Source organism: Amycolatopsis stemonae (assembly GCF_054781455.1).
Map to the genome: position 1 here is coordinate 44,997 of NZ_BAAGUJ010000016.1, position 12,820 is coordinate 57,816.

The 12,820-nt window shown below is 73.9% G+C and carries 6 protein-coding genes; 5 read left to right on the plus strand and 1 reads right to left on the minus strand.

The genetic code is table 11. From position 1 onward, the window contains the following. Nucleotides 1-2: 2 nt before the first annotated feature. Nucleotides 3-791 (minus strand): SDR family oxidoreductase, encoded by a 789-nt coding sequence (locus ACYVLJ_RS39075; RefSeq protein ID WP_451967503.1) that lies wholly within the window; start codon nucleotides 789-791, stop codon nucleotides 3-5. A 215-nt stretch (nucleotides 792-1,006) separates the two neighbouring features. Here ACYVLJ_RS39075 and ACYVLJ_RS39080 point away from each other — a divergent pair, with 215 nt between their 5' ends. The 5 genes from ACYVLJ_RS39080 to ACYVLJ_RS39100 are packed head-to-tail and all read left to right on the plus strand — an operon-like array spanning nucleotide 1,007 to nucleotide 12,705. Next, complete coding sequence (locus tag ACYVLJ_RS39080; protein ID WP_460442438.1) at nucleotides 1,007-6,739, plus strand: SDR family NAD(P)-dependent oxidoreductase; 5,733 nt, start codon at nucleotides 1,007-1,009, stop codon at nucleotides 6,737-6,739. Further along, entirely contained in the window at nucleotides 6,733-10,563 is a 3,831-nt protein-coding gene (locus tag ACYVLJ_RS39085) for a beta-ketoacyl synthase N-terminal-like domain-containing protein (RefSeq protein WP_460442439.1), read from the plus strand. The genes ACYVLJ_RS39080 and ACYVLJ_RS39085 overlap by 7 nt, the downstream gene beginning before the upstream one ends. After that, nucleotides 10,560-10,850 (plus strand): acyl carrier protein, encoded by a 291-nt coding sequence (locus ACYVLJ_RS39090; RefSeq protein WP_451967497.1) that lies wholly within the window; start codon nucleotides 10,560-10,562, stop codon nucleotides 10,848-10,850. The genes ACYVLJ_RS39085 and ACYVLJ_RS39090 overlap by 4 nt, the downstream gene beginning before the upstream one ends. After that, nucleotides 10,838-11,614, plus strand: a complete 777-nt coding sequence (locus ACYVLJ_RS39095; RefSeq protein WP_460442440.1) for an alpha/beta fold hydrolase — start codon at nucleotides 10,838-10,840, stop codon at nucleotides 11,612-11,614. Before ACYVLJ_RS39090 ends, ACYVLJ_RS39095 begins: the two co-directional genes overlap by 13 nt. Continuing rightward, nucleotides 11,611-12,705, plus strand: a complete 1,095-nt coding sequence (locus tag ACYVLJ_RS39100) for a glycosyltransferase (protein ID WP_460442441.1) — start codon at nucleotides 11,611-11,613, stop codon at nucleotides 12,703-12,705. Before ACYVLJ_RS39095 ends, ACYVLJ_RS39100 begins: the two co-directional genes overlap by 4 nt. Nucleotides 12,706-12,820: the final 115 nt, after the last annotated feature.

Consider the following 12,820-nt stretch of genomic DNA (forward strand, 5'->3'; position numbering starts at 1 on the left):
TTTCAGCCTCCCTGGACGGCCATCTCGTCGATCCACGCGTCGACCGCGCCCGCCTTGCGCGCGAACGACTCCCGCACGGATTCGTGCGGCAGGATCAGGAACTCCTCCTTGCCGAGCCCGTGCACGACCGCCTCGGCGACGTCTTCGGGTTCGAGCAGCGGCGCGGCCGCGGCGATGGCCAGCGCGGCCGGGTGGCCCGCCGCGATGCCGGGCTCGAGCAGCGCCGTCCGGACGCCGAGCGGGCACAGCGCGCTGACCCGCACCCCGCGCGGCCGGTAGGTGATCGCCAGCCATTCGGCGAGGCCGACGGCCGCGTGCTTGGTGACCGAGTACGGCGCGTCGCCCGGGGTGCCGAGCAGCCCGGCCGCCGACGCCGTGATCAGCAGGTAGCCCTCGCCGCGCGCGAGCATCGCGGGCAGCACGACCTGCGCGGCGTGGACGTGCTGCAGCACGTTGATCTCCCATGACTTCGCCCACTGCTCGTCCGCCGCGTGCACGCCGGTGCCGAACGCCGCGCCCGCGTTGGCGCAGAACAGGTCCACCGGGCCGAACGCGGCCTTCGCCGTCGCGACCAGTGCCGCCAGGTCCTTTTTGGACGTCGCGTCGGCGGCGACCGCGACGGCCCGGCCGCCCGCGGCCGCGATCTCCTCCGCCACCCGCTCGGCCCCCGCGGTGTCGACGTCGGACACGACGACCCCGGCCGCGCCCTCGGCGGCGAAGCGGCGGGCCATGGCCGCGCCGATCCCGTGGGCCGCGCCGGTCAGCACGACGACCCGTCCGCTCAGTTCCACGCGGCCTCCCGTATTCGAATTCACAGTGTCACGAACGTGCGAGAAATGTATTCCGCGGTTGCGATACAGGTGATAAAAGTGCTGGTCAGAGCGTTGATCGTGCCGCGTTCCACAGTTTCGTACTTTAGCACGAGTATTGCGTTTCCCGGGCCCGGTGCGTTATTCCTGGGATCGGTCCGGTGAAGATCACCCCACCCCGCACAGGAGGTTCGCCGATGGCCGAGCTCGTCCCGCCGTCGCACGCTCGACGGCTGCGGTGCCTGGGCGTCGGCGATCCCGACGTCGTCGCCGCCGTCGCTCGCGACGGCGGGCTCGGCGTGCTCGACGGCGCCGATCCGGCCGCCCTGCGGCTGGTCGCGGCCCGGGTCCGGGTGCCCTTCGGGGTGCGCACGAACGGCGTGCTGCCCGAGGGCGCGGCCTTCGCCGTCCGGACGGCCGCGCCGTGGGCCGGCGCGCTCGCCGAGGTCCCGGACGCCACCAGGGCCGCCGAGGCCGTCCGCGGCGGCGCGCTCGGGCTCGTCGCCCGCGGCGGCGAACTGAGTGACTTCGTTCTGCTGCAACAACTCTTGACCGCCTTCGACGTTCCGGTGTGGGGCAGTGTCGCGGGGCCGAGGACGGCGGTGGGTGCGCTGGCCGGCGGCGCGGCGGGTGTCGTCGTGTCATCCACAGTGGACGTGCGGCGGATCGTCGGTGCCGAAGTGCCCACGCCGGCGCCGTCCGGCCGGCTCTGCCGGACCCTGGGCAGCGAACTGCCGGTCGTCCAGGGCCCGATGACGCGGGTGAGCGACCAGCCCGGCTTCGCGGCGGCCGTCGCCGATGCGGGCGGGTTCCCGTTCGTCGCGGTGGCCACGGCGAACGGCGCGCGCACCACGGACCTGCTCACGCGCACCGCCGAGCGGCTCGGCGACCGGCCCTGGGGCGCGGGCATCCTCGGCTTCGTACCCGACGCCCTGCGCGTCGAGCAGCTCGCCGCGATCCGCGCGGCGCGGCCGCGGTGCGTGCTCGTCGCGGGCGGGAAACCGGGGCAGGTCAAGGCGTTGGAGGCCGACGGGATCGCGACGTTCGTGCACGTGCCGTCGCCGATCCTGCTCCGCCAGTACCTCGACGCCGGGGTCCGCCGGTTCGTCTTCGAAGGCGCCGAGTGCGGCGGGCACGTCGGGCCGCGGACGAGTTTCGAGCTGTGGGAACAACAGCTGGCCGTGCTCGAGGGGGCCGAGGACGTCGAGGTGCTCTTCGCGGGCGGGATCCACGACGCCCGGTCGGCCGCGATGGTCGCCGCGATGGCCGCGCCGCTCGACGCGTTCGGTGTCCTGATGGGCACCGCCTACCTGTTCACCGAGGAAGCGGTGACGCACGGCGCGATCACCGGCCTGTTCCAGGACCGCGCGCTCGCCGCCGGCGCGACCGTCACCCTCGAGACCGCGCCGGGGCACCGGACGCGCTGCCTGCCCAGCCCGTACACGGCGGAGTTCGAGCAGGTCAAGGCGAGCCTGACCGGGAGTCCCGAAGCGTGGCAGCGCCTGGAGGAGCTGAACACCGGACGGCTGCGCGTCGCGAGCAAGGGCGTCCGGCGTGACGGCGAGCGCATCGACGAGGCCACCCAGTTCGCCGAGGGCATGTACATGGCGGGCGAGGTCGCGGTGCTGCGCGACCGCCGGACGACGATCGCCGAGCTGCACCGCGAGGTCACGTCGGGCCGGACGTTCACCCGCCCTGTGGAACCGAAGCCGGTCGGCGCGAACCGGGACATCGCCGTCATCGGCATGGCCTGCACGTTCCCCGGCGCGCCGGACCTCGACGCGTTCTGGTCCGCGATCCTGCGCGGCGAGGACGCGGTCACCGAGGTGCCGCCCGGGCGCTGGGACCCGGACGTCTACTTCGGACAGTCCACTTCGAAGTGGGGCGGCTTCCTGCCTACCCTGGCCGTCGACCCGCTCGACCACGGCATCCCGCCGTCGGCGATGACCAGCATCGATCCGGCCCAGCTGGTTTCGCTCGAGACCGCGCGCCGGGCGCTCGCCGACGCCGGGTACGCCGAGCGCGACTTCGACCGCGAGCACACCAGTGTCGTGTTCGGCGCGGAGGCGGGCGGCGACCTCGCCAATGCGGGCACGCTGCGGTCGCTGCTCGACGGTTACCTCGACGAAGTCCCGCCCGAGCTGCTGGAGCAGCTGCCCGAACCCACCGAGGACACCTTCCCGGGCACGCTCGCCAACGTCATCTCCGGCCGGATCGCCAACCGGCTCGACCTCGGCGGCGCGAACTACACCGTCGACGCCGCGTGCGGGTCTTCCCTGGCCGCGCTGGACCTGGCCGCCAAGGAACTGCGGGCGGGCACGAGCGAGCTGGTGCTGTGCGGTGCGGTCGACCTGCACAACGGCATCCACGACTACCTGATGTTCACCTCGGCCGGCGCGCTCTCGCCTACCGGGCGCTGCCGCCCGTTCGACGCGGCCGCCGACGGCATCGCGCTCGGCGAGGGCGTCGCCTGCCTGGTGCTGAAACGGCTTTCCGACGCCGAGCGCGACGGCGACCGGATCTACGCGGTGGTCAAGGGCGTCGGCGCGGCGAGCGACGGCAAGGCGCTGGGCCTGACGGCGCCGCGGCCGGAAGGCCAGCACCGCGCGCTGGACCGGGCCTACCGCGACGCCGGAGTGTCCCCTGTGGACGTCGGGCTGGTCGAAGCGCACGGTACCGGCACGGTCGTCGGCGACGCCACGGAACTCCGCACGCTGACCGGGTTCTTCACCGACGCCGGCGCCGGGCCGGGCAGCTGCGTGCTCGGTTCGGTGAAGAGCCAGATCGGCCACACGAAGTGCGCGGCCGGGCTGGCCGGGCTGATCAAGGCCGCACTCGCGCTGTGGCACGAGGTCGTCCCGCCGACGCTGCAGCTGACCCGGCCCAACGCGGCGTGGGACGCCACCACCAGCCCGTTCACGTTCACGACGGCCGCGCGGCCGTGGGCGGACCCGGCCCGGCTCGCGGGGGTGAGCGCGTTCGGCTTCGGCGGCACCAACTTCCACGCCGTGCTCGGCGCGGGCCCGGTGAGCCCCGACCGGCGGCACGGCCTGCGCGACTGGGCCCCCGAGGCCGAGGAGATCCTCGCCGGTATCGGCCGGAGCGACGCCGATCCCGGAAAAGTCGCGTTCCTCTTCCCGGGACAGGGCAGCCAGCGACCCGGCATGCTCGCCGAGCTGTTCGTGCACTTCCCGGAGCTGGCGGACGTGCTCAAGCTCGCTCCCGACGTCGCCGCGAAAGCGTTTCCGGCAAGGGCTTTCGACGCCGACGCGGTCCAGGACCAGGAACGAGCCCTGACCGACACCCGCGTCGCGCAACCGGCGCTCGGCCTGGTCGAGACGGCGGTGGCGCGGCTCCTGGACCAGGTCGGCGTCCGCCCGGACTTCCTCGCCGGGCACAGCTACGGCGAACTGGTCGCGTTGTCGGTCGCGGGCGCGTTCGACACCGAGACCCTGCTGCGGCTCAGCCACGCGCGGGCGAAGGCGATCGCCGACGTCGCGCGGCCCGGCACGATGGCCGCCGTCAAGGCGCCGCGGGACCTCCTCACGCCCACCCTGATCGGCCCGGACGTCGTGGTCGCCAACCACAACGCCCCCGAGCAGGTCGTCCTTTCGGGCCCGGTGGCGGCGATCGAACGCGCGATCCGGCGGCTGCGGGAAACCGGCGTCACGGCCCAGCGGATCCCCGTCGCCTGTGCGTTCCACAGCCCGCTCGTCGCCGGGGCGGGAGCCGTCTTCGCGGCCGAGCTCGCCGGTGAGTCCCTGTGTGATCCACAGTGGACAGTGTGGTCGAACCGCACCGCGAAGCCGTACGAGGGCGATGTCCGAGCCGAACTGGCCGCGCAGATCAGTGCGCCCGTGCGGTTCCTCGAGCAGATCGAAGCGATGTACGCGGCCGGGGCGCGGACGTTCGTCGAGGTGGGACCGGGCCGCGTGCTCACCCGGCTGGTCGGGGAGATCCTCGGCGAGCGCCCGCACACCGTCGTCGCCTGCGGACCCGATCTCGAAGCGTTCCTGACCGCGTTGCGGACGCTCGCCGACGCCGGCGTCGGCGTCCGCACCGAGCGGCTGACCCGGCCGCGGCGTCCCGCACCGTCCCCGACCGCCTGGGCCGTCGACGGGCGGTCCGTCCGCGCGCCCGGCGCCGAGGCACCCGCCCTGCCCCCGGCCCGACGAATCCGGAGTACCGCCATGACCCCGTCCGCACCCGGCCGCGACCAGGCGATCGTCGACTTCCTGCGCACCACCCGTGAGCTCGTCGCGGCCCAGCGGGAGGTCATGCTCGGCTACCTGGGCAGCACTCCCGCGCCCGCCCCCGTCCCCGTCGCGGCGCCCGTCGTCGTCGAGGAACCGCTTCCGGAGCCGGAGCCGGTGGTGGTCGAAGCCGCTCCGGCTGACGTCTTCACCACGGTGATCGGCGTGATCAGCGAACGCACCGGCTACCCGGCCGAGATGATCGCCGGCGACCTCGACCTCGAGGCGGACCTGTCGATCGACTCGATCAAACGGACCGAGATCGCGGGCACGCTGCTGGCCCGGCTGGGGCTGCCCGCCGACGACCGCACCGACCAGCTCAGCCGCGACCGCACGGCCGGTGCCCTCACCGCGCACCTGGAGAACTGGCTGGCCCCGGCACCGGAAGCGCGGGCGCCGCGCCGGTACGGCCTGGTCAAGGTGCCCGTGCCGCTCGATCCGGATCCCGCGCGGTTGCGCGGGCGGTCCGTGGCCGTGCTGGGTGACGACGAGTCCGTGCGGGCCGCGTTCGCCGCGGCCGGTGCCGAGCTCGTCCCGGCGGACGCGGACATCACGGTCGTCCTGGCGGCCGGCCGCAGCGTCCCGGAGGTGTTCAAGCTCCTCAAGACGGTGAAGGGCACGGTGCTGCTGGCGGCGGAGCCGGGGACGGCCGGCCTCCGCGGCCTGGCCCGCGCCGCCGCGCTGGAACGCGACGGCGGCACCCGGCTCGTCGAAGTCACCCACGACGTCGCCAAGGTGCTGGTCGACGAGGCCCTCAGCGACGGCCCTTCGGTCGTGTGCCACGACGAGAGCGGCCGCTTCACGATCGAGCCGCGGCCCGCGGACCTCCCGTCGATCGCCTACTCCGGCGCCGGTCCCGGTGGCGGCGAACTGGCCGCGCTGGGCCTCGGCCCGGACTCGGTGGTGCTGCTGGTCGGCGGCGCGCGGGGGATCACGGCGCACGCCGCGACCGCGTTCGCCGCGGCCGGCTGCCGGATCGAACTGGCCGGGCGGACGCCGTGGCCGGGGGAGCCGGACGACCTGCCCGAGGACCCGGCCGCGATGCGGGCGGTGCTGGCCGGCCGGGGCGGATCGGTGGCCGGGATCGAACGGCGGGTGCGGACCGTGCTGGCCCAGCGGGAAATCGGCCGCACGCTCGACGAGGTCCGGGCCGCGGGTGGCGACCCGGCCTACCGGACGCTCGACGTGCGTGACCCGGAAGCGGTCCGGCGCCTGGTGAAGGACCTCGGCCGGGTCGACGGCGTCGTCTTCGCGGCAGGGGTGATCGACGACAAGCTCATGGCGGACAAAGACGAACTGTCGTTCCGGAATGTCTACGAGACCAAAGTGGAGGGTGCTCGCGCGCTGCTCGACGCGCTCGACGTCGAACCCGGCTTCGTCGCGTTCTTCGGCAGCATCGCGGCCGTGCTCGGTAACCGCGGCCAGACGGACTACGCCGCGGCGAACGACGCTCTGGAGACATTGGGCCGCGATTGGCCCGGCCGGGCCGTGACCGTCCACTGGGGACCGTGGGCGCCTGCCGACGACCACCGCGGCATGGTGTCGCCGGAGCTGGCGCGCGAGTACGAGCGCCGGGACGTCGCCCTGCTCGACCCGGCCGAGGCGACCGCGGCCCTGCTGCGCGAACTCGCCTACGGCTCGGACCGTGCGGTGCTGTACACGGCGTCGCTGTGGTGAGCCAGGAGCCGGTCGCGATCGTCGGCATGGGCGTGTTCCTGCCCGGCGCGTCCACAGTGGACCAATATTGGCGGAACCTGGTCGACGGCATCGACGCCGTCACCGAGGTCCCGTCGCACCGCCGCGACCCGGCGTTCCACGGCCACGACGGCACCGGGCCGGACCGGACGCACGGCCGTCGCGGCGGCTTCGCCCCCGACACCCTCGAGTTCGACCCGGTGGCCCACGGCGTGCCGCCGACGTCCCTGGAGGGCACGGAACCGGACCAGCTGACGGCGCTGGCCGTCGCGGTCGCCGCCGTCGAGGACGCCGGTGGCCTCGGCCGGCTCGGGGACCCCGAGCGCGTCGGCGTCGTGCTCGGCCGCGGCGGCTACCTCTCGCCCGGGCTGCGGGGCTTCGACCAGCGGGTCCGCACCGTCCGGCAGATCACCCGCACGGTCGGCGAGCTGATGCCCTCGGCCGGCCCCGACGTCCTCGACCGGCTGCGGACGGCGTTGCTGGCACCGCTCGGCGAGTTCCGGCCGGAGACCGCCGCCGGACTGGTGCCCAACCTCGCCGCGGCCCGCGTCGCCAACCGGCTCGACCTCGGCGGTCCGGCGTACACAGTGGACGCCGCGTGCGCGTCTTCGCTGGTCGCGGTCGACCAGGCGATCGGCGAGCTGACCCGGCACCGCTGTGACGTCGTGCTGGCGGGTGGTGCGCACCAGACGCACGACGACACGCTCTGGTCGCTGTTCACCCAGCTCGGCGCCCTTTCGCCGAGCCAGCGGATCAGCCCGCTCTCGCGCGAAGCCGACGGCATGCTCATCGGCGAGGGCACCGCGCTCGTCGTGCTCAAGCGGCTGGCCGACGCCCGGCGCGACGGCGACCGCGTGTACGCCGTGATCCGCGGCAGCGGCACGTCGAGCGACGGGCGCGGCGCGAGCCTGCTCAGCCCGTCCGTCGCCGGGCAGACCCTGGCGCTGCGCCGGGCTTGGGACGGGCTCGATCCGGCGGAAATCGGCCTGCTGGAGGCACACGGCACGGCGACGCCGGCCGGGGACGCCGCCGAGCTGACGACCGTCGCCGACGTCTTCGGCCAGGCCGCCGGGCCGCGCTCGGTGATCGGCTCGGTGAAGTCGATGATCGGGCACACGCTGCCGACGGCCGGGGTCGCCGGATTGGTCAAGGTGGCGCTCGCGCTGCACCACGGGATGTTGCCGCCGACGCTCAACTGCGCCGACCCGAACCCGCTGCTGGACAAGACGCGTTTCCGTGTGCTGGCCGAGGCCGAGCCGTGGGGCGAGCTGCCACGGGTGGGCGCGGTCAACGCGTTCGGCTTCGGCGGCGTCAACGCGCACGTCGTGCTGGAAGGGGGCGATCCGGCGCCGAAGCGGCGGGTGCGCGTCGACGAGCCGGAACGCGTGCTGCGGCTGGCCGCGGGCACACCGGAAGAGCTGCTGGAGCGCCTCGACCGGCCCGGCGACGAACGTGACGGGCCGTGCCGGATCGGGATCGTCGGCCCGGACGAGCGCAAGCTGGCCACGGCCCGCAAGGTGCTGGCCAAGGTGGCCGCGACGGGCAAGGCGTGGCACGGCGGCGGCGACGTCTGGTGCTCGGTCGACCCGCTGCTGCCCGGCGGCAGGATCGCGTTCGTCCACCCGGGACTGGAAGACGGCGCCGAGCCGCGGATCGGCGATGTGGCCGCGCACTTCGGCCTCGACCGTCCACAGTGGTCGACGGCCAGCGTGCTCGACCGCGCCGCGAGCGTGTCGGCCACCGGGCTGATGCTCGGCGAAGTCCTGCGGCGGCTGGCGATCCGGCCCGACGCGCTCGCCGGCCACAGCGTGGGCGAGTGGACGGCGATGCAGGCCGCCGGGATGTACCGGGCCGACCCGGGCGTCCTCGACCGCTACTGGCCCGACGGGTTCGAGCTGCCCGAAGCGGACTACCTGGTGCTGGGCTGCCCGGCCGCGCGGGTGGCCGGGCTGCTGCCCGGCGACCTGGTGATCTCCCACGAGAACGCGGTCAAGCAGACGATCGTCTGCGGGCCGCCCGAGGCCGTCGCCGAGTTCGCCGAGACCTGCCGTGGCCAGGGGATCGTGGCCCGGACGCTGCCGTTCCGGTCCGGGTTCCACACGCCGTTGATGCGGGCGCACCTCGCGCCGTTCGCCCGGCTCGTCACCGAGCTCGACCTGCGCGAGCCGGCGCTGCCGGTGTGGTCCGCGACGACCGCGGCGCCGTACCCGGCCGCGCTGGAAGCGATTCGCGAGCTGTACCTGGTCCACCTCGTACGCCCGGTCCGGTTCCGGGCGCTGACCGAGGCCCTGCACGACGCCGGGTTCCGCGCGTTCGTGCAGGTCGGAGCCGGTCAGCTCGGCTCGTTCGTCACCGACACGCTCGGCGAGCGGCGGCACCTGGTCGTCGCCGCCGCGTCCGGCACGCGGTCCGGGCTCGCGCAGCTGCGTCGCGCCGCGACCGCGTTGTGGACCGAAGGCGGTAACCCGGACTTCGAGGTCCTCGAACCCCGCCGGATCCGGCTGAACACCGGAAATCCCTTGCTGTCGCTGGGAGAGTCGGCACGCGGTCTGCTCGAGCACGAGGTGCTGCCCGCCGGGGTGCCGGACGCGATCGTCGCCGAGTTCACCGCGCTGCTCACCGACACCCGCCGGGCCGCCGCGGACGTCGTCGCGGCGGCCGCCCGCCGCCGCGTCGAGTCCACTGTGGACGTCTCGCTCACGGCGATGCCGTACCTGCGCGACCACCGGTTCTTCCGGCAGCGCGACGACTGGCCCGACGAGTCCGACTTCCGGCCGGTGGTCCCGGCGACGACGCTGGTGGACCTCGCCTGCCGGGCCGCCGAACGTACCTGGCCGGGCACCAGGGCCGTCGAGGTCCGCGACGCCGTGTTCTCGCGGTGGCTGATCGCTTCCCCGGCGCAGCGGGTGCCGCTGGTGATGAGCCGCGAGGGTGACTGCGTGACCGTCGAGATCGGACCGTACGCGCTGGTGAACGTCGAGCTGGGGACGTACGCCCCACCGCCGTCGCGCACCGGGGTGCCCGGTCCGGAGACGACCCCGCCGCTGAGCGCGTCCGAAATCTACGAGCAGCGCGAGATGTTCCACGGCCTGGCCTACCGGGGCCTGGCGCGGCTGACCGGCCTCGGCGAGCAGCACATCCGGGGCGAGCTGATCGTGCCGTCCGCACCCGGCGGGCTGCTCGACAACGTCGGGCAGCTGCTCGGCTGCTGGCTGATGGCCACCCGGCCCGACGGGCTGCTCGCGTTCCCGCGCTCGCTCGGCCGGCTGACCTGGCACGGGCCGGAACCCGAGCCGGGCACCCGCGTCGAGTGCCTGGTGCGCGTCCGGCTGCCCCGGCCGGACGTCCTCGAGATGGACGCGGAACTCGTCCGGGACGGCCGGGTGCTCGCGACCGTCGAACGCTGGCGGGACGTCCGGTTCCCGTGCGACCGCACCGCCCACCGCGTCTACGCCTTCCCCGACCGGCACCTGCTGGCGGACCGGCGGGACGACGGCTCGGTCGCGGTCACCGACCGCTGGCCGACGGTCGCGGCCCGCGACATCTACGCCGGCGTCTACCTCGCCGCCGGGGAGCGCGCCGAGTTCGCCGCCGTCCCGCCGCGCGAGCAGCGCGGCTGGCTGCTGAAGCGCATCGCCGCGAAGGACGCCGTCCGGGCCCGGCTCGCCGAGCCCGTCTACCCGGCGGAGATCCGGGTGCACGACGACGGCACGGTGTCCGGCCGGCACCGCGTGCTGCCGGACTTCGCCGTCACGGTCGAGCTGACCGGGGACACCGCCACCGCCCACCTCAGGAGCACGTCATGACCCTCGACCACGCCTCCGCCGTCTTCGACGTCGTCGCCGAGCTGCTGACCCAGCTCACCGGCGACGCCGAGGTGCTCGGCATCGAGATCACGCCCGACACGACGTTCCACGAAGACCTGCAGCTGGAGAGCATCGACCTGGTGACCTTCGCGAGCATCCTCGCCGAGCACTTCGGCGCGGACGTCAACCTCGCGGAGTACCTGGCCGAGCAGGACCTCGACGACGTCATCGGGCTGACCGTCGGGGACATCGCCCGGTTCGTGGGGGAGCGCACGTGCCCACGATGACCGTGAACGGGCTGCGGACCAACGTGCAGCTCGTGCCCGCCGGCGGCACCGAGACCGTGGTGTTCCTGCACGGCATGGGGACCGACAGCCTCGCGAGCTTCTACCTGACGCTCGCGCCGCCGGTCGCGGCCGCCGGTATCGACGTGATCAGCTACGACCTGCGCGGCCACGGCAAGACCGAGCGGCCGGTGCGCGGGTACACGCTCGGGGACTTCGTCGCCGACCTCGACGACCTGCTGCGGCAGCTCGGCGTCGACCGGCCGGTGCACCTGGTGGGCAACAGCTTCGGCGGGACGCTGGCCTACAGCTACGCCGTGGCCCAGCCGTCGCGCGTGCGCAGCATCGTGTGCATCGAGTCGGAGCCCGCGACCGAGGTGTGGGCGGGGAAGATGAGCGAAATCCTCGCGCACACCGTGAAGTTCCTGCAGGTGGAGGAGAGCTTCGACTGGATCGAGGCGAACTTCAGCGCCCACCACCGGCGGCTCGCGCGGATGGCGGCCGAGCGGATCACGTCGACGAAGATGGCCGAGGAGGTCCCGCTCGGACCGTTGCTCACCTGGGAGCAGGTGGCGGCGATCGGCTGTCCCGTACTGTCCATTTTGGGCAGTCACGGCTACCAGGCGGACGACCTCGAAGCGCTGACGTCGTTGCTGCCGCACGGCGAGCTGCACGTGTTCGAAGGCCAGGGGCACTCGGTGCTGGTGGAGCAGCACCGGGAGGTGCGCGAGCTGGTGCTGCGCTGGATCGAACGGCACGCGGCGTGAGGTTCCTGCTGGTCGTGCCGCCGCTGACCGGGCACGTCGCGCCGTTGCGCCGGGTGGCTGCCGTGCTGGCGCGGCGGGGGCATTCCGTGGCCTGGTGCGGGCCGGAGCTGTCCACTTTGGTCTCCGGCCCGGTGTTCTCCTCGGGTCCGTTTTCGCCGGCGCCGCGGCCGCCGGAGCTGCGCGGGTTCGCCGCGCTGAAGTACCTGTGGGAGTCCTACCTGGTCCCGCTGGCCGACGCGATGGTGCCGGGGGTGGCCTCGGCGGTCTCCTCGTTCGCCCCCGACGTGGTCGTCGCGGACCAGCAGGCGATGGCGGGGGCGCTGGTGGCGGCGCGGTGCGGGCTGCCGTGGGCGACGTCGGCGTCGACGTCGACCGAGCTGGCCGATCCCTTGGGCTCACTGCCGAAGATCGCCTCGTGGGTGTCCGGCCTCCAGGCCGGGCTGCGGGCCCGGCACGGCGTCCTGCTGGGTGACCTGCGGTTTTCCCCGCACCTGGTGCTGGCGTTCACGACGCGGGCGCTCGCCGGCGAGTCCCGGCTGGCGGTGCCGGTGTCCTACGTCGGGCCGTCGCTGCCCGAGTCGTCGGGTGAGTGGGCTCCCGCGGACGACCGGCCGCTGGTGGTGGTCACCCTGGGGACGTCGAACGCGTCGGCGGGTGGCCGGTTCTTGGCCGAGAGCGTGGACGCGCTGGCGGGCATGCCGTCCGTGCAGGGGCTCGTCGTGGACCCGTCCGGCGGGCTGGTCAGCGAGAGCGTCGCGCTGGCTCGGCGGATCCCGCAGGTGGCGGCGTTCGCGCACGCCTCGGTGGTCGTCTGCCACGGCGGCCACAACACGGTGTGCGAAGCGTTGTCGGCCGGCGTCCCGCTGGTGGTGGCCCCGATCCGGGACGACCAGTCGATGCTGGCCCAGCAGGTGACCACGGCGTCGGCGGGCGTACGGATCCGCTTCGACCGCGCAAAGGCGGCGGACATCCGCAAGGCGATCGAGTCAGCGGCCGAGTGCCGCGACGGCGCGGCCCGGATCCGCGAGTCGTTCGCCGCGGCCGGAGGCCCCGAGGAGGCCGCAACCCACCTGGAGTCCCTGGCCCTGTGACCAGAGAGGCATCACGTGTGTCTGGAGGGGCATCACGTGTGTCTGGAGGGGCATCACGTGTGTCTGGAGGGGCATCACGGTGATGCCCCTCCAATCACGTGTGATGCCTGCTCAA

What these genes read in the sequence shown, in the direction of transcription:
- ACYVLJ_RS39080 (WP_460442438.1), top strand. Translation starts at nt 1,007, where the DNA reads ATGGCCGAGCTCGTCCCGCCGTCGCACGCTCGACGGCTGCGGTGCCTG.
- ACYVLJ_RS39090 (WP_451967497.1), top strand. Translation starts at nt 10,560, where the DNA reads ATGACCCTCGACCACGCCTCCGCCGTCTTCGACGTCGTCGCCGAGCTG.